This is a genomic window from Paracoccus marcusii, assembly GCF_028621715.1.
Taxonomy (GTDB): Bacteria; Pseudomonadota; Alphaproteobacteria; order Rhodobacterales; family Rhodobacteraceae; genus Paracoccus; species Paracoccus marcusii.
In genome coordinates this window covers 191,548-215,018 of the sequence record NZ_CP117466.1, presented here as the reverse complement: position 1 = coordinate 215,018, position 23,471 = coordinate 191,548, and the positions used below count along the sequence as shown (strand labels likewise).

General features: G+C 68.3%; 25 protein-coding genes. 13 read left to right on the top strand and 12 right to left on the bottom strand.

The window, feature by feature from the left end; genetic code table 11:
• The first annotated feature begins 11 nt into the window (after positions 1-11).
• The 4 genes from PRL19_RS01025 to PRL19_RS01010 all read left to right on the top strand — a co-directional run bounded on the left by PRL19_RS01025 (position 12) and on the right by PRL19_RS01010 (position 3,239).
• Positions 12-884, top strand: a complete 873-nt coding sequence (locus PRL19_RS01025) for a F0F1 ATP synthase subunit gamma (RefSeq protein WP_045982957.1) — start codon at positions 12-14, stop codon at positions 882-884.
• A gap of 21 nt (positions 885-905) precedes the next feature.
• Positions 906-2,330, top strand: a complete 1,425-nt coding sequence (gene atpD / locus PRL19_RS01020; RefSeq protein ID WP_045982956.1) for a F0F1 ATP synthase subunit beta — start codon at positions 906-908, stop codon at positions 2,328-2,330.
• 9 nt (positions 2,331-2,339) lie between these two features.
• Positions 2,340-2,789, top strand: coding sequence for a F0F1 ATP synthase subunit epsilon (locus tag PRL19_RS01015; RefSeq protein WP_045982955.1), 450 nt, complete (start codon positions 2,340-2,342; stop codon positions 2,787-2,789).
• Positions 2,790-2,891: 102 nt separating this feature from the next.
• Positions 2,892-3,239 (top strand): H-type lectin domain-containing protein, encoded by a 348-nt coding sequence (locus PRL19_RS01010; RefSeq protein WP_045982954.1) that lies wholly within the window; start codon positions 2,892-2,894, stop codon positions 3,237-3,239.
• On the opposite strand, the gene PRL19_RS01005 is transcribed toward PRL19_RS01010, so the two are convergent.
• Positions 3,236-4,012, bottom strand: coding sequence for an alpha/beta fold hydrolase (locus tag PRL19_RS01005; RefSeq protein ID WP_273743625.1), 777 nt, complete (start codon positions 4,010-4,012; stop codon positions 3,236-3,238). The genes PRL19_RS01010 and PRL19_RS01005 overlap by 4 nt on opposite strands.
• Positions 4,009-4,605, bottom strand: coding sequence for a 2-hydroxychromene-2-carboxylate isomerase (locus PRL19_RS01000; protein ID WP_273743624.1), 597 nt, complete (start codon positions 4,603-4,605; stop codon positions 4,009-4,011). Before PRL19_RS01000 ends, PRL19_RS01005 begins: the two co-directional genes overlap by 4 nt.
• Before the next feature lie 84 nt (positions 4,606-4,689).
• Here PRL19_RS01000 and PRL19_RS00995 point away from each other — a divergent pair, with 84 nt between their 5' ends.
• Positions 4,690-5,709: a ribose-phosphate pyrophosphokinase gene (locus PRL19_RS00995; protein ID WP_045982951.1), complete on the top strand. Its 1,020-nt coding sequence runs from the start codon at positions 4,690-4,692 to the stop codon at positions 5,707-5,709.
• A 63-nt stretch (positions 5,710-5,772) separates the two neighbouring features.
• Here the strand turns inward: PRL19_RS00995 and purD are convergent, their stop codons facing one another.
• Positions 5,773-7,029, bottom strand: a complete 1,257-nt coding sequence (purD, locus tag PRL19_RS00990; RefSeq protein ID WP_273743623.1) for a phosphoribosylamine--glycine ligase — start codon at positions 7,027-7,029, stop codon at positions 5,773-5,775.
• 62 nt (positions 7,030-7,091) lie between these two features.
• On the opposite strand from purD, the gene xseA reads away from it, so the two are divergent.
• Positions 7,092-8,675 carry an exodeoxyribonuclease VII large subunit gene (gene xseA, locus PRL19_RS00985; protein ID WP_273743622.1) on the top strand — a complete coding sequence of 528 codons (1,584 nt, stop codon included), beginning with the start codon at positions 7,092-7,094 and terminating at the stop codon, positions 8,673-8,675.
• A gap of 2 nt (positions 8,676-8,677) precedes the next feature.
• Here xseA and PRL19_RS00980 read toward each other — a convergent pair whose 3' ends face one another.
• Positions 8,678-9,874: an MFS transporter gene (locus PRL19_RS00980; RefSeq protein WP_273743621.1), complete on the bottom strand. Its 1,197-nt coding sequence runs from the start codon at positions 9,872-9,874 to the stop codon at positions 8,678-8,680.
• Between the two features lie 4 nt (positions 9,875-9,878).
• The gene (eda, locus tag PRL19_RS00975; protein WP_273743620.1) at positions 9,879-10,520 is read right to left on the bottom strand and encodes a bifunctional 4-hydroxy-2-oxoglutarate aldolase/2-dehydro-3-deoxy-phosphogluconate aldolase; all 642 of its coding nucleotides are present in this window, start codon (positions 10,518-10,520) and stop codon (positions 9,879-9,881) included.
• Positions 10,521-10,781: 261 nt separating this feature from the next.
• Between eda and rpsB the strand changes: the two genes are divergently transcribed.
• Positions 10,782-11,564, top strand: a complete 783-nt coding sequence (gene rpsB, locus PRL19_RS00970) for a 30S ribosomal protein S2 (protein ID WP_045982920.1) — start codon at positions 10,782-10,784, stop codon at positions 11,562-11,564.
• Between the two features lie 84 nt (positions 11,565-11,648).
• Entirely contained in the window at positions 11,649-12,560 is a 912-nt protein-coding gene (tsf, locus tag PRL19_RS00965; protein ID WP_127899006.1) for a translation elongation factor Ts, read from the top strand.
• A 187-nt stretch (positions 12,561-12,747) separates the two neighbouring features.
• On the opposite strand, the gene PRL19_RS00960 is transcribed toward tsf, so the two are convergent.
• The gene (locus PRL19_RS00960) at positions 12,748-13,506 is read right to left on the bottom strand and encodes a helix-turn-helix transcriptional regulator (RefSeq protein WP_273743619.1); all 759 of its coding nucleotides are present in this window, start codon (positions 13,504-13,506) and stop codon (positions 12,748-12,750) included.
• Positions 13,507-13,716: 210 nt separating this feature from the next.
• On the opposite strand from PRL19_RS00960, the gene PRL19_RS00955 reads away from it, so the two are divergent.
• Positions 13,717-14,304, top strand: a complete 588-nt coding sequence (locus PRL19_RS00955; RefSeq protein ID WP_217845543.1) for a (d)CMP kinase — start codon at positions 13,717-13,719, stop codon at positions 14,302-14,304.
• Between the two features lie 37 nt (positions 14,305-14,341).
• Here the strand turns inward: PRL19_RS00955 and ade are convergent, their stop codons facing one another.
• The 5 genes from ade to PRL19_RS00930 form a co-directional block, all read right to left on the bottom strand.
• Positions 14,342-16,036: an adenine deaminase gene (gene ade, locus PRL19_RS00950; protein ID WP_273743618.1), complete on the bottom strand. Its 1,695-nt coding sequence runs from the start codon at positions 16,034-16,036 to the stop codon at positions 14,342-14,344.
• 61 nt (positions 16,037-16,097) lie between these two features.
• Positions 16,098-16,727 (bottom strand): imidazole glycerol phosphate synthase subunit HisH, encoded by a 630-nt coding sequence (hisH, locus tag PRL19_RS00945; protein ID WP_273743617.1) that lies wholly within the window; start codon positions 16,725-16,727, stop codon positions 16,098-16,100.
• Complete coding sequence (gene hisB / locus PRL19_RS00940) at positions 16,727-17,314, bottom strand: imidazoleglycerol-phosphate dehydratase HisB (RefSeq protein WP_273743616.1); 588 nt, start codon at positions 17,312-17,314, stop codon at positions 16,727-16,729. Before hisB ends, hisH begins: the two co-directional genes overlap by 1 nt.
• Before the next feature lie 45 nt (positions 17,315-17,359).
• Positions 17,360-18,706 carry a TrkH family potassium uptake protein gene (locus PRL19_RS00935; RefSeq protein WP_273743615.1) on the bottom strand — a complete coding sequence of 449 codons (1,347 nt, stop codon included), beginning with the start codon at positions 18,704-18,706 and terminating at the stop codon, positions 17,360-17,362.
• Positions 18,703-19,359 (bottom strand): potassium channel family protein, encoded by a 657-nt coding sequence (locus PRL19_RS00930; protein WP_045982927.1) that lies wholly within the window; start codon positions 19,357-19,359, stop codon positions 18,703-18,705. The genes PRL19_RS00935 and PRL19_RS00930 overlap by 4 nt, the downstream gene beginning before the upstream one ends.
• A 205-nt stretch (positions 19,360-19,564) precedes the next feature.
• Here PRL19_RS00930 and PRL19_RS00925 point away from each other — a divergent pair, with 205 nt between their 5' ends.
• The 4 genes from PRL19_RS00925 to PRL19_RS00910 all read left to right on the top strand — a co-directional run bounded on the left by PRL19_RS00925 (position 19,565) and on the right by PRL19_RS00910 (position 22,616).
• The gene (locus PRL19_RS00925) at positions 19,565-21,334 is read left to right on the top strand and encodes a BCCT family transporter (RefSeq protein ID WP_084697415.1); all 1,770 of its coding nucleotides are present in this window, start codon (positions 19,565-19,567) and stop codon (positions 21,332-21,334) included.
• 104 nt (positions 21,335-21,438) lie between these two features.
• Positions 21,439-21,909 carry a hypothetical protein gene (locus PRL19_RS00920; RefSeq protein ID WP_273743614.1) on the top strand — a complete coding sequence of 157 codons (471 nt, stop codon included), beginning with the start codon at positions 21,439-21,441 and terminating at the stop codon, positions 21,907-21,909.
• Between the two features lies 1 nt (position 21,910).
• Positions 21,911-22,273 (top strand): cell division protein ZapA, encoded by a 363-nt coding sequence (locus PRL19_RS00915; RefSeq protein WP_045982928.1) that lies wholly within the window; start codon positions 21,911-21,913, stop codon positions 22,271-22,273.
• 34 nt (positions 22,274-22,307) lie between these two features.
• The gene (locus PRL19_RS00910) at positions 22,308-22,616 is read left to right on the top strand and encodes a hypothetical protein (protein WP_273743613.1); all 309 of its coding nucleotides are present in this window, start codon (positions 22,308-22,310) and stop codon (positions 22,614-22,616) included.
• Here PRL19_RS00910 and PRL19_RS00905 read toward each other — a convergent pair.
• Positions 22,613-23,389, bottom strand: a complete 777-nt coding sequence (locus PRL19_RS00905; protein WP_273743612.1) for an alpha/beta fold hydrolase — start codon at positions 23,387-23,389, stop codon at positions 22,613-22,615. The genes PRL19_RS00910 and PRL19_RS00905 overlap by 4 nt on opposite strands.
• Between the last annotated feature and the right edge of the window lie 82 nt (positions 23,390-23,471).

The following is a 23,471-nucleotide window of genomic DNA, read 5'->3' as shown; positions in this document are numbered from 1 at the left end:
GGGGGGAATAGATGCCCAGTCTCAAGGATCTCAAGAACCGGATCGGAAGCGTCAAGAACACGCGGAAGATCACCAAGGCGATGCAGATGGTCGCCGCCGCAAAACTGCGCCGGGCGCAGGACGCGGCGGAAGCCGCGCGTCCCTATGCCGACCGCATGGCGGCCGTCATGGCCGGCCTGACCGCGAATGCGGCAGGCCAGTCCGGCGCGCCCCGCCTGCTGGCCGGAACGGGCGACGACAAGCGTCATCTGCTGGTCGTGATGACGGCGGAACGCGGCCTGGCCGGCGGCTTCAACAGCTCGATCGTGCGTCTGGCCCGCCAGCACGCCGACCGGCTGCGCGCCGAGGGCAAGGACGTCGCGATCCTGACCGTCGGCAAGAAGGGCCGCGAGCAGCTCAAGCGCGACTATGGCAGCCTGTTCGTGCACCATGTCGACCTCTCCGAGGTCAAACGCATGGGCTATGACACGGCCCGTGCCATCGCCGACGAGGTGCTGACCCGCTTCGACACCGGCGATTTCGACGTGGCGACGATCTTCTACAACCGGTTCGAATCGGTGATCAGCCAGGTTCCGACCGCGCGCCAGATCATCCCCGCCGAAGTCCCCGAGGGCGCGTCCGAGACGAACGCCCTCTACGACTACGAACCGGGCGAGGAAGAACTGCTGGCCGATCTGCTGCCCCGTTCGGTGGCCACGCAGATCTTTGCGGCGCTTCTGGAGAATGCGGCGTCCGAGCAGGGCGCGCGGATGAGTGCCATGGACAACGCCACGCGCAACGCGGGCGACATGATCGACAGGCTGACGACGCAGTACAACCGCTCGCGTCAGGCTGCGATCACCACGGAGCTGATCGAAATCATTGCGGGCGCCGAGGCGCTCTGACCGTAAAGCAAAGGTGACAACATGGCAGAGGCCACTGGTAAAATCACGCAGGTGATCGGCGCCGTCGTTGACGTGCAGTTCGAGGACCGGCTTCCCGCGATTCTGAACGCGCTGGTAACCCAAAACAACGGCAAGACGCTGGTGCTGGAAGTTGCCCAGCATCTGGGCGAGAACACCGTCCGCACCATCGCCATGGACGCGACCGAAGGTCTGGTCCGCGGCGAGGTCGTGACCGACACCGGCAACCCGATCATGGTGCCCGTGGGCGACGTGACCCTGGGCCGCATCCTGAACGTCGTGGGCGAGCCCGTGGACGAGGGCGAAGCCCTGGCCACCAGCGAGACCCGCGCCATCCACCAGGCCGCCCCCGACTTCGCCGCGCAGGCGACCAGCTCGGAGATCCTGGTGACCGGCATCAAGGTCATCGACCTGCTGGCCCCCTATTCCAAGGGCGGCAAGATCGGCCTGTTCGGCGGCGCCGGTGTGGGCAAGACGGTTCTGATCATGGAACTGATCAACAACATCGCCAAGGTGCACTCGGGCTATTCGGTGTTCGCCGGCGTGGGTGAGCGCACCCGCGAGGGCAACGACCTGTACCACGAGATGGTCGAATCGGGCGTCATCGTTCCCGACAACCTGGTCGATTCGAAAGTGGCCCTGGTCTATGGCCAGATGAACGAGCCGCCGGGCGCCCGTATGCGCGTCGCCCTGACCGGTCTGACCCTGGCGGAGCAGTTCCGCGACGCGTCGGGCACGGACGTGCTGTTCTTCGTGGACAACATCTTCCGCTTTACCCAGGCCGGGTCCGAAGTGTCGGCTCTGCTGGGCCGCATCCCGTCCGCCGTGGGCTATCAGCCGACGCTGGCCACCGACATGGGCGCGATGCAGGAACGCATCACCTCGACCAAGAACGGCTCGATCACCTCGATCCAGGCCGTGTACGTTCCGGCCGACGACCTTACCGACCCGGCGCCCGCCACGACCTTCGCCCACCTGGACGCCACGACGGTTCTGTCGCGCGCGATCTCGGAACTGGGCATCTACCCGGCCGTGGACCCGCTGGACTCCAACAGCCGCATCCTGGACCCCGCCGTCGTCGGCGAGGAGCACTACCAGGTGGCGCGCGATGTGCAGGGCATCCTGCAGAAGTACAAGTCGCTGCAGGACATCATCGCGATCCTGGGCATGGACGAACTGTCCGAAGAGGACAAGCTGACCGTGACCCGTGCGCGCAAGATCCAGCGCTTCCTGTCGCAGCCCTTCGACGTCGCCAAGGTCTTCACCGGTTCCGACGGCGTCCAGGTGCCGCTGGAGAAGACCATCGCCTCGTTCAAGGCGGTCGTCGCGGGTGAGTACGACCACCTGCCGGAATCGGCCTTCTACATGGTCGGCGACATCGACGACGTGAAGGCCAAGGCAGAGCGTCTGGCCGCAGAAGCGGCGTAAGGGGGCAGAATGGCCGATACCATGCAGTTCGACCTCGTGTCGCCGGAACGGAGCCTCGCCTCCGTTCCCGTGCGTGAGGTGCGCCTGCCGGGCAGCGATGGCGATCTGACCGCCATGCCCGGCCATGCGCCCACGATCGTGACCCTGCGTCCGGGCATGGTGATCCTGGTGGGTGCCGACGGCACCACCAGCGAATTCGCCGTCACCGGCGGCTTTGCCGAGATCAACCAGGACAGCGTCAGCCTGCTGGCCGAACGCGGACACCCGCGCGAGGAGATCACGCAGGACGTCTACAACGACATGATGAAGGACGCCCACCGCGCCCATCGCAGCGCCAAGGATCGGCGCGAACATGTCGGCGAAGAGGTCGTGACCGCCGCCGTCAAGCTTCTGGGCGACATGCAGGCGCTTGGCACCCATATCGGGCTGGACCCCAATCAGTCGACGGTTCCGGACTGATCCGTCCGACCATCGACATGTTGAAAGGCCCCGGCACTGCCGGGGCTTTTTTTTCACCCTGGCCGCCGCTAGCATCGCCGCGCGGGTGACGGGAAGGACCGGATGATACGATTTGCAACCCACGAGATCGGGATCGCACGCGGTGCGGTCACGATGGTCTCTGATTTCGACACGCAGGGGCCGATGTGGACCGAGACGGGCGACCGGTCGCACCGCCAGCGTGTCGAGTTCGGCGACCGCTTCGTGGCGCCGCCTGTCGTGCATCTTGGCGTCGGGATGTGGGACTTGGACAGCGATCGCAACCAGCGCGGCGACCTGCAGGTCGAGAACGTGACCCTGACCGGGTTCGACATCCTGTTCCGCACCTGGGGCGACACCCGCATCGCGCGGATGCGGGTGGAGTGGATGGCGATCGGGGCCGTGCCCGACGAACAGGACTTCATCCTCTAGGCGCGGTCCAGGTTGACCCCGATCAGTCCCGCGACCTGTTCCGGATGGGTCAGGGGCGCCATGTGGCCGGCTCCGGGGATCGTGGCGCGCCCGACATCGGGCAACCGGCCCGCCAGCGCGTCGATGATGCCACCGATCACCGCCGGGCTGTCGGCCCCCTGGACCAGCAGCACCGGTGCGTCGACCTGCTCCAACCCGCCCTCGCGCAGGATGCTGGCGCTGTCATGGCGAAGCGCGTCGCCGGTCCCGGCCACCAGCCGGATCTGACGCACCATCTGGGCGCGGGCCTCGGGGGGCAGGCGGTCGGGGTCCTGCGCGCCCCAGACCGACAGGAAGGCCGCCATGGCCTGGTCGTCCTGGCCCTGGTCCAGAAGGTCGGCCATGCGGGCATCCAGCGCGTCCTGGGCCGGGTCCGGGCAGGCGGCGAACAGCACCGGTTCGATCAGGGTCAGGCTGCGCACGGCATCGGGCGCCGCGACCGCGATCCGCAGCGCCACGGTCGCGCCGAAGCTGTGGCCGATCAGGTCCAACGGCCGGTCGATCATCGCCGCGGCCAGACGCGTGACCGCGGTGTGATAGTCGGGGCCGTCGGGCTGGGGCTGCCAGTCGTCACTGCGCCCGTGGCCGGGCATGTCGAAGCCTCGCAGATCGACGCGCCCCTCCAGCAGCCGCGCGATCGGACCCCAGGCCGACCCGCTGCCCATCATGCAATGAAGCGCCAGTGCCGGGCGATCCGGATCGCCCGGCCAGTGCCGCAGGTGCAGTCCGCTCATAGCGCGGCCAGATGGCGGTCCAGAAAGTCCAGCCGGTCCTGGCCCCAGAACCGCTGATCGGTCTCGCGCACGACATAGAAGGGGGCGCCGAAGGCCCCGGCGGCCACCGCCTGTTCCAGGTTGCGGCCATAGGTCTCGGCGCCCACGAACAGGCCCGTGTCGGCCAGTGACGGGTCGAACCCGTTGGCGCCCAGGATGTCGCGGATCACCGCGTCCTCGCTGATGTCGCGTTCCTCGGCCCAGACCGCGCGCAGAAAGCCCTGGACCAGCGCGCCGACATCGCCCCCCGCCGCCTGCGCGGCGATGATGGCATAGGACGACGGCGCCATGTTCACCGGCCAATGCGCGGGCTTGAGGTTCAGGGGCATGTCCAGATGGTGGGCCCACCGGGGCAGTTCCTGGTTGCGGTATTCCATCCGGCTGGCATGGCGCTGCGCCGGGCGCACCCCGCCGGTCCGGTCGAACAGTTGCAGCAGGTCCAGGGGCTTGTAGGTGATCTGCGCGCCGTGCCGGGCGGCGATCTGTTCCAGGCGGTCGCCGGCAAGATAGCACCAGGGGCTGATCGTCCCCAGATAATAGTCGATATGGGCCATGGCCTTGTCCTTTCCGGGTTTGCCCGCAGGCTAGCCCGGTGCTAAGGCAACCGCAATCTGACGCAACCGCCAAAGGCCCGCCCCATGCCCGTCATGACCGAACCCAAGCTGATTTCCGGAAACGCCAACCGACCGCTGGCCCAGTCCATCGCGCGGCGCATGTCCCTGCATCGCGGCATGAGCGTCAACCTGCTGGACGCCCGCGTCGAACGCTTCAACGACCAGGAGATCTTCGTCGAGGTCTACGAGAACGTCCGCGGCGAGGACATGTACATCATCCAGCCCACGTCGAACCCGGCCAACGACAACCTGATGGAGCTGCTGATCATGACCGACGCGCTGCGCCGGTCGTCGGCCGCGCGCATCACGGCGGTGATTCCCTATTTCGGCTATGCCCGCCAGGACCGCCGCGCCAAGGCCCGCACCCCGATCAGCGCCAAGCTGGTCGCGAACCTGCTGACCGAGGCGGGCGTGGACCGCGTCCTGACGCTGGACCTGCACGCGGCCCAGATCCAGGGCTTCTTCGACGTGCCGGTGGACAACCTCTATGCCGCGCCGGTCTTTGCGCTGGACGTGCAGCATCACTTCAAGGGGCGGATGAACGACCTGATGGTCGTGTCGCCCGACGTCGGCGGTGTGGCCCGGGCCCGCGAACTGGCCACCCGGATCGGTGCGCCCCTGTCCATCGTCGACAAGCGCCGCGAGAAGGCCGGAGAGATCGCCGAGATGACCGTGATCGGTGACGTGGCGGGCAAGGCCTGCATCATCGTGGACGACATCTGCGACACCGCCGGCACGCTGGTCAAGGCGGCGCAGGTGCTGACCGACAACGGCGCGACCGAGGTCCATGCCTACATCACCCACGGCGTCCTTTCTGGCCCGGCGGTCGAGCGGGTCACCAATTCGGTGATGAAATCGCTGGTCATCACCGATTCGATCCAGCCCACCGATGCGGTCAGGAACGCGCCCAACATCCGCATCGTGCCTACCGCACCGATGTTCACGCAGGCGATTTTGAATATCTGGAACGGCACCTCGGTCAGCAGCCTGTTCGAGACGGACACCCTTCTGCCGATCTACGAAGGGCTGTATTCGCCGATCTGACCGGATCGTCCCGACGGCGTCCAAGGGCCGGCCCCGTCGCGGGGCCGGCCCTTTGTCATGGGTTCACAGCGCGCGCCAGCCGATGTCGCGGCGGCAGAAGCCCTGCGGCCAGTCGATCGCGTCGACCAGCGCATAGGCGCGCTGATGCGCCTCGGCCAGGGTCGCGCCGCGCCCGGTGCAGGCCAGCACGCGCCCTCCGGTGGCGACAACCGCGCCATCGCGGTCGGCCGTGCCCGCGTGGAAGGTCATCTGAAAGCTGGTTTCGGGCAGGGCCTGCAGGCCGCCGATGACGGTCCCCTTGGCATAGCTGCCGGGATAGCCCTGGGCCGCCATGACCACCGTCAGGGCGTGATCGTCGGCCCAGGTCACGGGGGTTTGGGCCAGCCGCCCTTCGGCGCAGGCCAGCAGCAGGTCCAGCACCTGCCCGCCAAGCCGCATCATCAGCACCTGGCATTCCGGGTCGCCGAAGCGGACGTTGTATTCGACCAGGCGCGCCTGTCCGTCCGCGATCATCAGCCCGGCATAGAGCACCCCCTGAAAGGGCATGCCGCGCCGCGCCATTTCCGCGATGGTCGGGCGCACGATGCGCGCCATCACCTGGTCCTGGATCGCCGGCGTCAGCACCGGGGCGGGGCTGTAGGCGCCCATCCCGCCGGTGTTCGGGCCGGTGTCGCCATCGCCCACGCGCTTGTGGTCCTGGGCGGTGCCGATGGCCAGGCAGTCGGTGCCGTCGGACAGGATGAAGAAGCTGGCCTCCTCTCCGTCCATGAACTCCTCGATGACGACGGACATGTCGCCGAAGGCCCCGTCGAAGATGTCGTCGATGGCGGCATGGGCCTGGTCCACCGTCTCGGCCACGGTGACGCCCTTGCCGGCGGCCAGCCCGTCGGCCTTGACCACGATGGGCGCCCCCTGGGCAGTCACGTAATCGCGCGCCGCGGCGGCATCGGTGAACCGGGCCCAGGCCGCGGTGGGGGCGGCGCAGGCGTCGCAGATCTCCTTGGTGAAGGTCTTGGAGGCCTCCAACTGGGCCGCGGCCTGCGACGGGCCAAAGACCAGGAAGCCCGCATCGCGCAGCGCGTCGGATACGCCCGCGGCCAGGGGCGCCTCGGGGCCGACGATGACGAAGTCGACGGCGTTCTCCTGCGCGAATTCCAGCACTTCGGCCCGCGACAGCACGTCCAGGTCGGCGCATTCGGCCACGCCCGCGATGCCCGCATTGCCGGGTGCCACGATCAGGCGATCGCATTTCGGGTTCTGCCGGATCGCCCAGGCCAGCGCATGTTCGCGCCCGCCGCCGCCCAGGATCAGGATATTCATCTGCCGCCCTTTCGCTTGATCTTGCGGCGTTCTAGTCTGGCCCGGACAAGGGAACAAGACGCATGGACCTGCTGGACGACGACATGGACGATGCCCCGGAACCGGGCAGCAACGCGCATGAATTCACCGTGTCCGAACTGTCCGGCGCGGTCAAACGCAGCATCGAGGATCAGTTCGGCCGCGTCCGCGTGCGCGCCGAGGTCGGGCGCGTGTCCCGTCCCGGATCGGGGCATCTGTATTTCGACCTGAAGGACGACCGCGCCGTGCTGGCCGCCGTCACCTGGAAGGGGCAGGCCGCCCGCCTGATCCAGCGCCCCGAGGAGGGGATGGAGGTCATCGCCACCGGCCGCCTGACGACCTTTCCGGGCCAGTCGAAATACCAGATGATCGTCGATCAGATCGAGCCCGCCGGTGCGGGCGCGCTGATGGCGATGCTGGAGAAGCGCCGCAAGGCGCTGGCGGCCGAGGGTCTGTTCGATCAGGAGCGCAAGCGCGCGCTGCCGTTCCTGCCGCGGGTGATCGGGGTGGTGACATCCCCTTCGGGCGCGGTGATCCGCGACATCCTGCACCGGCTGCGCGACCGCTTTCCGACCCGCGTGATCATCTGGCCGGTGGCCGTGCAGGGGGAGGGTTGCGCGCCGCAGGTGACGGCCGCGATCCGGGGCTTCAACGCGCTGTCGCCGGGCGGGCCGATCCCCCGGCCGGACCTGATCATCGTGGCGCGGGGCGGCGGGTCGCTGGAGGATTTGTGGGGCTTCAACGAGGAATCGGTCGTCCGGGCGGCGGCGGACAGCGCCATCCCCCTGATCTCGGCCGTGGGGCATGAGACGGACACGACGCTGATCGACTTCGCCTCGGACCGGCGCGCGCCGACGCCGACGGCTGCGGCCGAGATGGCCGTCCCGGTCCGCGCCGACCTGGCCGCGCGCCTGGCCGAGACCGGGGCGCGGATGGCGCGCAGCAATGCGCAGGCGATCCAACGCCCGCGTCAGCGTCTGCGCGATCTGGCCCGCGCGCTTGGTCGTCCTGCGGCGCTGACGGAAGGCGCGCGGCAGCGGCTGGACCTGTGGGGCGGGCGGCTGGAGCCCGCGCTGCGGCAGCTGGCGCGGGCGCGACGGCAGCAGCTGGCCTCGCGGCCCATGCCCGCGGCGATGCTGCGCCAGTTCACCCAAGGCAAGCGCGCCGCGATGGACCGCGCGCTGATGCGGCTGGAGGGCGCGCGCGCCCGACGGCTGGAGCGTCCGCGCGACCGTCTGGCGCAGCTGCGCCAACGGCTGGACAATTCACTGGTGCGGGTACTCGCTGACACGCGGCGGGTGACAGCGCAGCAGGGCGCGCGTCTGGCCGATCTGGACCGCCGGCTGGTCGCGGCGATGGCCCGGATCCGCCGTCAGCGGCAGGATGCGCTGGTTCGGCTGGACCGGATGCGGCTGTCCCTGGGGCACGAACAGACGCTGCGGCGCGGCTTCGTGATCCTGCGCGACCCGGAGGGCGGGGTGATCACCACGCCCGAGGTCGCAGCCCGGACCCCACGGATGGAGCTGCAATTCGCGGGCGACCGCCGCGTGGCCGTGCGCCCCGACGCCACGCCCGAGAAGCCCAAGCGCCGCAAGCCCGCGCCGCCCGAGCAGAAGACCCTGATCTGACCTCAGGCGGGGCGGCGGCGCATGACCAGCCAGAGCAGCGCCCCGCCCGCCAGCGCCAGAAACGGCAGCATCGCCAGGTTCACCGCGTTCCAGCCGGCGACGATGGACCCGCCCGAACAGTTCATCAGCCCGCCCGACGACAGCGACGCCAGGAACACGCCGCCGAAGACGACGAAATCGTTCATGCCCTGAACGCGGCCGCGTTCCTCGGGGGCATGGGCGCGGGTCAGCATGGTGGTGGCGCCGATATAGCCGAAATTCCAGCCGATCCCCAGCAGGATCAGGGCGATGAAGAACTGCTCCAATTCCACCCCGGACAGGGCGACGGCGCCCGCGGCGGCCAGGATCGCCAGGCCCAACCCGACGATCCGCTCCGGTCCGAAGCGTGCGATCAGGTGACCGGTGACGAAGCTGGGCGCGAACATGGCCAGCACATGCGCGCTGACGATATTGGCGGCATCCGCCGTGTCATAGCCGCAGCCCACCACGGCCAGGGGCGTCGAGGTCATCACCAGGTTCATCAGCGCATAGGACACCATGCCGCAGACCATCGCCACCGCAATGGCGGGGGTCCGCAGGATCTGCCCCATCGGGCGCCCCGTGGATGCGCCCGCCGCCGGAGCGGGCGGTTTGGGGATGTCCAGGAAGGCGAACAGCAGCGGTCCTGTCAGGTTCAGGCCGATCACCGCCAGATAGGTCGCCAGGAACGGCACGGCGGTCAGGTCGCTGGTCATGCGCACCAGCGCCGGGCCGATGATGGCGGCGGCCAAGCCCCCGGCCATGACCAGGCTGATGGCCTTTGGGGCGTAATCCTCGGGCGCGGTGTCGGTCGCGGCAAAGCGGTAGAAGCCCTGCGCCGACATGTAGATGCCGGTCAGCCCCGACCCGACCATGAACAGCGCAAACGAGCCCAGCCACAGCCCCGCCGCCGCGATCGCCGCGCCCAAGGCCCCCGCCGCCACGGCCAGCAGGAACCCCGCCTGCCGCCCGCGCGCCTGCATGAAGCGCGCCAGCGGCCGTGCCGACAGGGTCGAGCCCAGGATGATCATCGACAGCGGCAGCGTCACCAGGCAGGGATGCGGCGACAGGATCTGTCCCGCAAGCCCCCCCACGATGAAGATGACCGACATCTGCGCGCCCAGGATCGCCTGTGCCAGCACAAGGACCGCGACGTTGCGCCGGGCGCGCGCCAGATCCATCGTGTCAGCCGCGCAGCGCCGCGGCGGTGCGGGCGCGATCCTCGATCGCCCGCCAGTTGCCGGCGGCCATGTCGGCATCGGTCACGATCCAGCTGCCGCCGACGCAGATCACGTTGGGCAGGGACAGATAGCTGCCTGCGTTCTGGGGTGTCACGCCGCCCGTGGGGCAGAAGCTGATGCGGGGCAGGGGGCCCGCCAGTGATTTCAGCGCGGGAGCTCCGCCCACGGCCTCGGCCGGGAAGAACTTGAGCATGTCGAAGCCCGCATCGGCGGCCCGCATCACTTCGGAGGCGGTGACGGCGCCCGGCAGCAGCGGCAGGGCCAGATCCTCGCAGGCGGCGATCAGCCGGTCGGTCAGGCCCGGAGAGACCGCGAAGCTGGCGCCCGCGTCCTTGGCGCGATTGGCGTCGTCCGGGGTCAGCACGGTGCCCGCGCCGACATGGCCGCCCGCGACGCCGCTCATGGCCCGGATCGCGTCCAGCGCGGCGTCCGAGCGCAACGTCACCTCCAGCACTGGCAACCCGCCCGCGACCAGCGCACGGGCCAGCCCCTCGGCATGGGCCACGTCCTTGATGACGATGACCGGGATCACCGGCGCCAGCTGGCACAGGGCTTTCGTCTGCCGGGACTGATCTTGGGGGGTCATGGCGGGCCTATCGCTTATGAATGGAACTGCTGCGAACCTGAACCCAAGCCCCGCCCGATGCAAGGGTGCCGCCATGCCGATGTTACCGCTATCTGCAGGAATGCCACAGCGAATCCGCTTGCCTTTCACCCGTACAGGGGCTATCGCGCGCCTACTTCACAGGCAGGGGAGGGCCTTGCGGGACATATCCGCAACGGTCCACCGGTTGGGGCATCCGCCCTGAGACCCCCTGCCAAGGCGCAAACCGGAAAGGAACTCCTCATGGCGCTTCCCGAATTCTCGCTGCGTCAGCTTCTTGAAGCTGGCGTCCACTACGGTCACCAGACCCAACGCTGGAACCCCCGCATGGGCGAGTTCATCTATGGCGACCGCAACGGCATCCACATCCTGGACCTGACGCAGACCGTGCCGATGCTGGACGCGGCCCTGCAGGTCGTGCGCGACACCGTCGCCAAGGGCGGCCGCGTGCTGTTCGTCGGCACCAAGCGCCAGGCACAGCGTTCCATCGCGGAAGCGGCTGAAAAGTCGGCACAGTTCTACATGAACCACCGTTGGCTGGGCGGTACGCTGACCAACTGGAAGACCGTCAGCCAGTCGATCAACCGCCTGAAGGCGATCGACGAGACGATGGCCGGCGGCGCCGAGGGCCTGACCAAGAAAGAGCGCCTGCAGCTGGAGCGCGAGCAGACCAAACTGCAAGCCTCGCTGGGCGGCATCCGCGACATGGGCGGCCTTCCCGACCTGCTGTTCGTCATCGACGTGAACAAGGAAGACCTGGCCATCCTGGAAGCCAAGAAGCTGGGCATCCCGGTCGTGGCCGTGGTCGACACCAACTGCTCGCCCGACGGCATCGACTACATCATCCCGGGCAACGACGACGCGGCCCGCGCCATCGCGCTGTACTGCGACCTGGTCAGCCGTGCGGCCCTGGACGGCATGACCGCGCACATGGGTGCGTCGGGCGTCGACCTGGGTTCGCTGGCCGAAGCGCCGGAAGAGCTGCTGGACGAGCCGGCGACCGAAGAGGCCGCAGCCGAGGCCTGATCCGCCCCGGAACCACCCATTCATCGGATTGTCGTCAGGCGGGGATATGCCCCGCCTGACGCGTTGAACAGATAGGAGACGGATATGGCAATCACCGCAGCGATGGTGAAGGAACTGCGCGAGACCACCGGCGCAGGCATGATGGACGCCAAGAAGGCCCTGACCGAGAACGACGGCAACATGGAAGCGGCCATCGACTGGCTGCGCACCAAGGGCCTGGCGAAAGCCGCCAAGAAGGCCGATCGCGTCGCCGCCGAAGGTCTGGTGGGCGTGCAGGTCTCGGGTGGCCGCGGCGTCGCCGTCGAGATCAACTCGGAGACCGACTTCGTCGCCAAGAACGCCGATTTCCAGCAGCTGGTCCGTGACATCACCGGCGTCGCGCTGAACGGCGCGGGCGAGATCGAGGCCCTGAAGGCCGCCGATCTGGACGGCAAGCCCGTCTCGGACGTCGTGACCGGCGCCATCGCCCGCATCGGCGAGAACCTGACCCTGCGCCGCGTGCAGGTCCTGGAAGGCGAGACCGTCGTGTCCTACGTGCACAACGCCGCCGCCGACGGCCTGGGCAAGATTGGCGTGCTGGTCGCGCTGTCGGGTCCGGCGGACAAGGCGCAGACCGTGGGCAAGCAGTTCGCGATGCACATCGCGGCGACGAACCCCGTTTCGCTGTCGGAAGCGACCATGGACCCCGCCGCGCTGGAGCGCGAGCTGCAGGTCCAGACCGCCAAGGCGCTTGAAGAGAACGCCTCTTCGGCCAAGCCGAAGCCCGAGGCCGTCATCCAGAACAACATCATCCCGGGCCGGATGAAGAAGTTCGTGGCCGAGAACACGCTGCTGGGGCAGGCCTTCGTGATGAACCCCGACCTGACGGTCGAGCAGGCAGCGGCCGAGGCCGGCGTCCAGATTACCGGCTATGCCCGCGTGATGGTCGGCGAAGGCATCGAGAAGAAGGAAGAGGATTTCGCAGCCGAGGTCGCCAAGACCCTCAGCGGCGCCTGATCCTTTCTTGATCGAACGACACGAATGCCGGCCCCCTGGGCCGGCATTTCGCGTTCCGGACCTTGGTGGCGGCGCCCGGCCAAGGCAACCTTGCCGCACGCCGCCTGTTCCTGACACTTGCGTGTCACCACTCACGGAACGCCGCGATGTGACGCGGTTTCGGGGGCGGGCGAAACGGTGGAAAACCCTACCCCTGGCCCCCCAGCCTCAGCGAGGCGGCGGCAGGCTGGAACAGCTGATGCGTTACATGGGCCTTGAGCACGGCCTGGGGCGTCGTCTCGACCCCCAGGGCCTCGCGGGCCAGGCGCATGTGCTTTTCCACGGTGGCGGCGGTGATGCCCAGGATCACCGCGATCTCTCCGACGGTCTTGCCGGCCGAGCGCCAGCCCAGGACCTCGCGTTGGCGCGGGGTCAGGGTGGCCTTGGGCAGGTTGCGCTGCATCGTCGCGATGCGCATGTGCATCACCCAGGACAGCACCCGGACCTCGCGGCCCGACCGCGCCCAGGACGCCTGCAGGTCCTGCGCATCGGCACCCTGCCGCGGCATTACCACCACCGCGCCCACGCTGTGGAGGACCTTGTCGCGCAGGCTGATGATGCGGGCATGGCCCAGCCCGTGTTCCGCCGCCAGCCCGAAGGACCGCGACGGGCCGAATTGGTCCTGCAACGCGTCGGATGCGATGTCGCCGTCATTGTCGCGCACCCATTCGACCCAGGGGTCCTGATCCAGATCGCGCAGCCGCTGGGCTTGTTCGATCAGATCGGGGGGTAGGTTGCTGAAGACCACGGGGTTGTCGCGCAACAGCGCCCTGGGCACCGTCAGCATGAAACGCGCGGCATAAAGGGCGTGATCGTAGCCAAGCTGGCCGACCGCTTCCAGAAATACGGCGCGGATGTCGGCAATGGTCGGGGCGTCCAGAAGACGTTCGATAAAACCTGATAACATCTATGTCTAAAACTCAATGCGTTCTTAAAGTCCCATAGGACGGCGCAGCGCAGAGATTGCCAAGGGGTAATGTCGTGAAAATATCGCGATGGCCGGTGATCTGAATATTGCGCGTGGCGGTCCGGGGGCGGGGGTGCTGGACGCGTGGCCCCGGGCATGCGAAGGGTGCGGGACAATCCGTTCTCAACGCCAACCGACAGATCGCCTGCCATGCCCTTCATCATCGCCATCGACGGACCGGCCGCATCGGGCAAGGGCACCATCGCCCGCGCGCTGGCCGACCGGTTCGGATTTCACCACCTGGACACGGGTCTGCTGTACCGGGCGACCGGCGCCAAGGGGGGCGATCCGGTCGCGGCGGCCCATTCGCTGAACGCGGAGGATCTGGCCCGCCCGGACCTGCGCAGCGCCGAGGCGGGTCAGGCCGCCAGCCGCATCGCGGCCATTCCCGACGTGCGCGCGGCCCTGGTCGCGTTCCAGCACCGCTTTGCCGCGCAGGACCCCGGCGCCGTGCTGGACGGGCGCGACATCGGCACGGTCATCTGTCCCGATGCGGCGGTCAAGCTGTACGTAGTCGCCTCGGACGAGGTGCGGGCGGCGCGCCGCGCGGCGGAACTGGGCGCCGATCCCCAGGAGATGCTGGCCCAGCTGCGCGAACGCGACCTGCGCGACAGCCAGCGGGCGACGGCGCCGCTGCGCCCGGCCGAGGATGCGGTCGTGCTGGACACCAGCACGCTGAGCATCGACGATGCCGTCGCGCGCGCCGTGGCCGAGGTGTTGCGCGTCCGGGGCGACTGACGGGCCTGGTGCCCGTCCCGCACCGATGCCGGCGGGGTCAGGGGGCGATGATCTCGAATTTCGCGACATCGACCATGCCGCGATCGGTGATCTTCAGCGCGGGAATGACCGGCAGGGCCAGGAAGGCCAGCTGCAGGAACGGCTCCTCCAGCGTCGTGCCCAGGGTCCGGGCCGCCTCCCGCAGGGCGATCAGCGTGTCGCGCACGGTCTCGAACGGCTCAAGGCTCATCAGCCCCGCGACCGGCAGGGGCAGTTCCGCCAGGATACGGCCGTCGCAGGCCACGACGAATCCCCCCTCCAGATCGGTCAGCCGGTTGGCCGCCAGCGCCATGTCGGCGTAATCGACGCCCACCACGGCGATGTTGTGATGATCATGGCACAGGGTCGAGGCGATGGCCCCGTGCGCCAGCCCGAAGCCCTGCACGAAGCCCGTGGCGATGTTGCCGTTCCGCCCATGCCGCTCGATCACCGCGATGCGGGACAGATCGCGCGACGGATCGGGGCGCTTGTCGCCGTCCTGCGGCGGGATGTCATGTGTCAGGTGTTCGGTGATGATCTTGCCTTCCAGGATGCCGATCACCGGCGTCTCCACGCGGTTGCCGGTGCAGCGGAAATCCTGCGGGGTCACCTTGGGCGCCTTGACCGAGCCGAGGCCCACCGGCGCCACCGTCCCGCGCGCGGCGAAGGCCGCGTCATCGACCACCCGCCCGCCGGTCAGGACCAGCTGCGCGTGGCACTCCTCCAGGCTGTCGATGGCCACGATATCGGCGCGCAGGCCCGGCGCGATCAGCCCGCGATCCTTCAGCCCGAAGGCCTCGGCCGCCGAGAGCGACGCCGCGCGATAGGCCGCCAGCGGCGATGTGCCAAGCGCGATCAGCCGGCGGATCATGTAGTCCAGATGCCCATGCTCTCCGATGTCCAGCGGGTTGCGGTCGTCGGTGCACAGGCACAGATAGGCGCTGGTCGTATCCGTCAGGATCGGCTGCAGCGCGTCCAGATCCTTGCTGACGGACCCTTCGCGGATCAGGACGCGCATCCCCTTGCGCAGCTTCTCCAGCGCTTCCTCGGCGGTCGTGGCCTCATGCTCGGTGCGGATGCCGGCGGCGACATAGGCGTTCAGGTCCAGACCCGTCAGCTGCGGGCAATGCCCGTCGATGTGACCACCCGCGAACAGGCGCAGCTTGGCCATGGCGGCCGGGTCGCGATGGATCACGCCGGGATAGTTCATGAACTCTGCCAGCCCGATGGCCGAAGGGTGGCCCATGACCTGCGCCAGATCCCCGGCCTCGATCCGCGCGCCCGATGTCTCCATCTCGGTCGACGGCACGCAGGAGGACAGCTGTACCCGCAGGTCCATCAGCAGATGCTCGGACGCGGCCTGAAAATACCGGATGCCGTCCAGGCCGATGACATTGGCGATCTCGTGCGGGTCGCAGATGGCCGTGGTGACGCCGCGCGGCGTCACGCAGCGGTCGAATTCGAAGGGCGTGACCAGGCTGCTTTCGACATGCAGATGCGTGTCGATGAAGCCCGGCACCAGGATCAGCCCGGTGACGTCGATCACGCGGGTGCCGTCGTATTCGCCGATGCCCGCGATGCGGTCGCCGCAGATCGCCACGTCGCCCGCCATCATCGTGCCGGTGATCAGATCGAAGACCCGGCCGCCGCGCAGGATCAGGTCGGCGGGCTGATCGCCCCTGGCCACGGCGATGCGGCGTTCCAGATCATCCATCACTGTCTCCTGTCCGTTTGCGGCACATGACCGCAAACGAGGCCCAAGGTCCAGTGACCCCTCAGGGGTTCCAGCGCAGGAAGTTGGCGATCAGGCGCAGGCCCACGGCCTGCGATTTCTCGGGGTGGAACTGGGTACCGACGATATTGTCGCGCCCGACCACCGCCGTCACCGGCCCGCCGTAATCGACATGGGCCAGCAGATGCGCGGGGTCGGCCACCTGGAACTGCCAGCTGTGGACGAAATAGGCGTGATCGCCGGTCGCGATCCCCTCCAGCACGGGGTGGGGGCGGTCGATGACCAGATCGTTCCAGCCCATATGCGGCACCTTGAGGCCGGGGGCGGCGATGGCGCGGATCTCCCCGCCGATCCAGTCAAGACCCGGCGTCTCGCGGTATTCATGCCCGGTGGTGGCCAGCATCTGCATGCCGACGCAGATGCCCATGAAGGGCACGCCGCGGGTCAGGACGGCGTCGCGGATGGCCTCGGCCATGCCGTCCACCTCGCCCAGGGCGGTGCGGCAGGCGGGAAAGGCCCCGTCGCCCGGCAGCACGACGCGGTCGGCGCGGGCGGCGACCTCGGGGTCCGAGGTAACAACGACCTCGGCGCCCGCATCGCGGCCCATCAGCTGGAACGCCTTTTCGGCCGAATGCAGGTTGCCGCTGTCGTAATCGACCAGCGCGACCCGCATCACAGCGCCCCCTTGGTCGAGGGCAGCACGCCCGCCATGCGCGGATCGGGCTCGACCGCCTCGCGTAGCGCGCGGGCGACGGCCTTGAAGGCGGCCTCGGCGATGTGGTGGCTGTTCAGCCCGTGCAGGCGGTCCACATGCAGCGTGATGCCGCCATGCGTGGACAGCGCCTGGAAAAATTCGCGCACCAGTTCGGTGTCGAACGTGCCGATCTTTTCCGACGGGAAATCGACGTTCCAGACCAGATAGGGCCGCGCCGACAGGTCCAACGCCGCGCGGACCAGCGAATCGTCCATGGCCAGCAGGAAGCTGCCGTAACGGCGGATGCCCTTCTTGTCGCCCAGTGCCGCGACCAGGGCCTGGCCGATGGCGATGCCCGTATCCTCGACCGTGTGGTGATCGTCGATATGCAGGTCGCCCTTGGCGCGGATGGTCATGTCGATCAGCGAATGGCGCGACAGCTGGTCCAGCATGTGATCGAAGAAGCCCACGCCGGTGCGGTTGTCATAGACCCCGGTGCCGTCGAGGTTCAGCGTCACCTCGATCGAGGTTTCCGAGGTCTTGCGGGTGATGGTCGCCTGGCGCATGGGATGTCCTTCCTGTCAGGGCGCCTTATAGGGGCGGCGGGCGCATCAGCCAAGGTGCACTTGGCCCGCGGGATATCGCACCCGCGGCACCATCCGCGTGGCCAGGAAGAACCCCAGGGTCAGCGGCCCGACCCGGCCCAGGAACATCACCACCATGATGACCGCGCGCCCGAATTCGGACAGTTCCGGCGTATAGGCCCGCGACAGGCCGACCGTGCCGAAGGCCGAAGACACCTCGAACGCGATGTCGACGAAATCGCCGCCCTCGCTGATCAGCAGCAGAAAGATCGCGGTGACGATGACGGCCGAGGCCATCGCCATCAGCGCCATCGCCTTGAGCACGTCGCCAAGGGGGATGGACCGGCCGAACCCCGTCACCTCGGTCCGGCGGCGCAGGAACGCCCAGGTCGCCAGTAGCATCACGAAGACGGTCGTCACCTTGAGCCCGCCGCCCGTCGAGGTGGGGCCGGCGCCGATGATCATCAGGATCATGTACATGAACGAGGTGGATTCCTCCAACCCCGCGATGTCGGTCGAATTGAACCCCGCGGTGCGGGTGGTCACGCCCTGGAACCACGCGACGGTCAGGCGGGCGGTGATGCTGTGATACTGTGCCAGCGTGTTGGGGTTGTCCCATTCCAGGATCGCGGTCATGGCGACGCCGCCCACGATCAGGATGGCGGTGCCGACCATCATCATCCGCGTGTGTAGTGACCAGCCGCGCCAGAACGCGCGCTGATACAGGTCGGCGATGACGACGTATCCGATGCCGCCCGCGATGAACAGGACCGGGATCACCACGTTGACCACCGGGTCCAGCGCGTATCCCGTCAGCCCCGGAGAGAAGGTCGAGAAGCCCGCGTTGTTGAACGCCGAGACGGAATGGAAGATCGCATGCCACAGCCCCGGGCCCAGCCCGTGATGGGGCATGAAGGACAGGCACAGCAGCATCGCGCCCGCGACCTCGGCCATGACGACGATACGCAGGATGGTCCAGACCAGCCGCGTCAGCTTGCCGTACGAGGTCTGGTTCAGATCCTCGCGCAGATAGGTGCCTTGGGTGATGCCCAGGGGGCGGCCCAGGGCCGACCAGATCAGCACCGCGAAGGTCATCAGGCCCAGCCCGCCCAGCTGGATCAGCACCGCGATGACCAGCTGTCCCCAGAACGCATAGACCAGTTCGGTGTCGACCACGTTCAGCCCGGTCACCGTCACCGCCGAGGTCGAGGTGAACAGCGCATCCGACAGCGTGATCGGCGTGTGCGTCATCGGCGGCAGCATCAGCAGCAGGCCGCCCACCGCGATCAGGGTCAGGTACCCCACCGCCAGCACGGCCGGCGGGGGCGTGCGCGCCAGCCAGCGCCGCAGCGCCGAGGGGCGGGGCCGCTTCACAGCCGGTCGCCGAAACCGGTCAGGTCGACCCGCTTGCCCAGCAGCAGCAGGCGATCGTTGGCCTGCAGGACCGGGTCCTCTCCGCGGATGTCGCGATATTCGGTTCCGCGCATCATGCCCAGGATCTCGATCCCCGGGCCGGGGTTCAGCTGCGACAGGGTACGGCCCGACAAGCGGTGCGGGATCATCAGGTTCACCACCGAATAGCCGTTGCCCAGGCTGACATAGTCTTGGACCGCCGGGTTGTTCAGCATCTGCGCGGTGTGGCGGCCCATCTCCAGCCCCGGCATGACCACTCGGTCGGCGCCGATCTTGGACAGGATGCGGTGATGGGTGCGGTTGTCGGCCTTGGCCCAGACCGTGCCCACGCCGACCAGCCGCAGGTTCATCGCGGCGATCACGTTGCTTTCCAGGTTGTTGCCGATGGACACCAGCCCCACGTCATAGCGGTCGACGCCCGCCTCGCGCAGCGCGCCTTCGTCGGTGGCGTCCAGGATCAGCGACGCGGGCAGCTGTTCTGCCAGCGCCGCCACCCGCCGCGGGTCCTTGTCGATGCCCATGACCTGGTTGCCGAAGCGCGCCAGTTCGGCGGCCACGACGCTGCCGAAGGCGCCAAGCCCGATCACGACAAAGCTGCGGTTCACTTTTCCCATCGGGTCCTCGCCACGGCGCAAAACGCGAATGCTTGGTCACGGTCGCCGGCAAAGTCAACGGTCGGGCCGGGCGGGCCGGTGGGAACCAAATGTCCGGCAGTGGCCTTTCTGACCGAAATGTGAGAAGGAGTGAGCCTCCGCGGCGGATTTCCGCCAAGGGTCCAAGGACCTGCCACCCGTTCGAGACCAAATCTGAAAGGGACAGATGTCACAAACACCACCGAAAGGTCCGGGAACGCCGGGCACCCCCCGCGACCGGACGCGCGAACAGGACGCCCTGAGCGGCCGTTACCCGCCCCATGCCCCCAAGGCCCCGCCGCCCAAGGCAGAGCCTGCACCCGCCCCCGATGACGGCATCGAGCCGCTGCCCGAGCCCGAAGGCCCGACAGAGATCATCGAGACCGACTATACCATCGGTCAGGACAACATCGAGCATCAGGGCAAGGTGCCCTTCGACATCCACAACCCGGTCTTCGGCATCTCTGCCGCGGCGGTGGTGCTGTTCACCGTTGCCACGCTGATGTTTCCCGGCCAGCTGGAACCCCTGTTCGGGGGCATCCGCGACGGGCTGACATCGAACCTGGACTGGTTCTTCATGCTGGCCGGCAACGTCTTCGTGCTGTTGTGCCTGGCGCTGATCGTGTCGCCGCTTGGCCGGATCCGTCTTGGCGGACCCGAAGCCACGCCCGATTTCAGCCTGACCGGCTGGTTCGCGATGCTGTTTGCGGCGGGCATGGGCATCGGCCTGATGTTCTATGGGGTCAGCGAACCGCTGGGCCATTTCGAGGCCGCGCTGGGCGGTCCGGTGACCGAGGGGGGCGTGCGCACCGACTGGGCCCCGCTGGGCGGCGCCGTCGACGACCCCGAGGCCGCGCGCCGCATCGGCATGGCCGCGACGATCTTCCACTGGGGTCTGCATCCCTGGGCGATCTATGCGGTGGTGGCGCTGGCACTGGGCCTGTTCGCCTATAACAAGGGGCTGCCGCTGACGCTGCGCTCGGTCTTCTATCCGATCTTCGGCGAACGGATCTGGGGCTGGCCGGGCCACGTCATCGACATCCTGGCGGTGCTGGCCACGATCTTCGGCCTTGCGACCTCGCTGGGTCTGGGCGCGGAACAGGCGATGGCCGGGCTGGCCTATCTGTTCGGGTTCCAGAACACCGGCCTGAACAAGATCCTGCTGATCGTCGGCATCACCTTCGTCGCCGGGGCCTCGGTCGTCCTGGGCGTGGAAAAGGGCGTCAAGCGCCTGTCTGAGCTGAACATGATCCTGGCCATCGTGCTGCTGATCTTTGTCATCGCGGTGGGGCCGACCATGGCCATCCTGGGCGGCTTCTTCAGCAACCTGGGCGCCTATGGTGCGGAGCTGATCCCGCTGTCGAATCCCTTCGGCCGCACGGACGACAACTTCCGCCACGGCTGGACCGCGTTCTATTGGGCATGGTGGATCAGCTGGTCGCCCTTTGTCGGCATGTTCATCGCCCGCGTCAGCCGCGGCCGCACCGTGCGGCAGTTCCTGATCGCGGTGCTGATCGTGCCGTCGCTGATCTCGATCCTGTGGATGACGGCGCTTGGCGGCACGGCCATCGATCTGACCGTCAGCGGTTTCTCGGGCATCCTGGATGCGCCGCTGGAACTGGAGCTGTTCACCATGCTGGGGCAGCTGCCCCTTGCCTCCATCACCTCGCTGGTGGGGATCGTGCTGGTGATCGTGTTCTTCGTGACCTCGTCGGACAGCGGATCGCTGGTCATCGACACGATCGCGGCGGGCGGCAAGATCAACGCCCCCGTCCCGCAGCGCATCTTCTGGGTCGCCATCGAGGGGGCGGTCGCCATCGCCCTGCTGGTGGGCGGCGGCTTGGTCGCGTTGCAGGCGATGGCGGTGTCGACGGGCTTTCCCTTCGCCATCGTGCTGCTGGGCGCGTGCTATGCCTTGGTCAAGGGCCTGATGGCCGAGCATCGAGAGCTGCGCTGACCCCTGGATAATCGAAAGGAACGGGCGGGTTTTCCCGCCCGTTCTTGTCTTACCGGGCCCGCAATGCGAAAACGTCTTTCAGACGCCACCAAAGGACCCGCGCCATGAGCGACATCACTGCCAGCGAACGCAGGCTGCGCGCCGCGCTTGACCGGATGGACAAGATGCTTGACGTGCCCCCACGTCCGGCCGAAGCGGCGGCACCAGCCCCGTCCGCCGCCGCCGATGACGGCGCCCTGGCCGAGCTGCAGGCCCGTCTGGACGCCGCGACGGAACAGGCCGCGGGCCTGTCCGCCGCCAACGAGGAACTGATCACCGCCAACCGCGACCTTCTGGAGGCGCAGGAGACCGGCGGCATCGGGGCCGACGAACAGATGGCCGCCCTGCAGGCCGAACTGTCCGCCCTGCGCGCCGCCCGCGCCGCCGAGATGGCGCAGATGAGCGAGATCATGGCAGAGCTGGAGCGCCTGCTGGCCGACGAACCGCCGATCCTGGACGGCGCCGTGCCGGACGAGGCCGGGGGCGATGCGGGCGGTCTGCCCGAGGATATGCCGCCCAACCACGAGGAGCGCTGACATGGCCGAGGTCGAATTCACCATCGGACACAAGGAATACCGCGTCGGCGCCGCCGATGGCGAGGAACGCCTGCTGCAACGCGCCGCCGCCATCCTGGACGGAGAGGCGCGCCAGATCCTGGAACAGGCTGGTCGCGTCCCCGAGCCGCGCCTGCTGCTGTTGGCCGGGCTGATGCTGGCCGACCGTTTCGCCACGCTGGAGGATCGCGCCGAAAAGGCCGAACGCCACATCAATCGGCTGCAGCAGAACCCGCCCCGCGTCGAGGTTCCGGTGATTCCCTCTGACCTGCGAGAGGCGATGGCCGAACTGGCCGCCCGCGCCGAATCGCTGGCCGACCGGCTGGAGGAGCAGCGGCAGGATTAACCTGCCGTTAACCTTGCCGGGCGATGATGGGGGCATGATGCGCATGACCGCCCGCCTTGTGCTGATGCTGGCCCTGTCGGGCTGCACCACCCCGTCGCCCGGTTTCCTGGTCGCCGCTCGTCAGGACGTGACGGTCGACGGCATGCGCTTTGCCGTCTATCCCCGCGGGACCGAGGCGCAGGTGATCAGGCTGGACCGCCTGCGCCGCGCCGATCGCGGCCGTATGCCCGACCTGATGATGCGCGCGGCCGCCCAAGCCACCGGATGCCGGCCCATCGACAACAGCCTGACGCCGCAGGGCGGCCCCCATTCGGCCGTCGCACTGGTTGATCTGCGCTGCTAGCGGCCGTCGCCCAGAAAACTGACCAGCGTTTCGGCCACGGCCTCGGGCGCGTCGGCATGCAGCCAGTGCCCGGCATCCTTCAGCGTGACGATGCGCACCTGCGGGAAATGGGCGCGCAGGGCGGCCTCTCCGGCATCGGCGACATAATCGGACCGGGCCCCCCGCAGGGCCATGACCTTGCCGGGAAAGCTGCCTTGCGGCAGGTCGCCGGGCCAGCCCACGATCTGCGGCATCGCCGCGCGCAGCGCGGGCAGGTTCAGCTTCCACGCGGGCGGCGTGGCCTTGAGGTCCAGGTTCTGCAGCAGGAACGCCCGCACGCCCGGTTCGGGCACGTCCGCGGCCATCGCCGCATCGGCCTGGCTGCGACGGGTGATCGCGGACAGATCCAGCGCCTCCATCGAGTCGATATAGCGGGTCTGGTCGTGGTCATAGGCGACGGGCGCGATGTCCATGATCACCAGCCGCCGCACCAGGTCGGGCTGCGTCAGCGCCAGCACCATCGCCGCCTTGCCGCCCATCGAATGGCCGACCAGATCGACCCGCCCGCCCAGATCGCCGATCAGTCGGGCCAGATCGCCCGCCAGCGCGGGATAGTCGGCATCCATGTCCTGGGGGCTGTCGCCGTGGTTGCGCAGGTCGACCGTGACCACGCGGCGCGTCTGCGCCAGCCTGCGGGCCTGCGCGCCCAGGTTGCGGCCCTGGCCGTACAGTCCGTGCACCAGCAGGACGGGAAGGGCACCTTCGGGGCCCGCGACGGTGTGATTCAGCTTCATTCGGGCAGCTTACGGCGTCTGGCGCGCGGCTGCCATCCCGTCTATCCTGACCCGATGATGCGCAAGGGTCACAGCTTCGAAG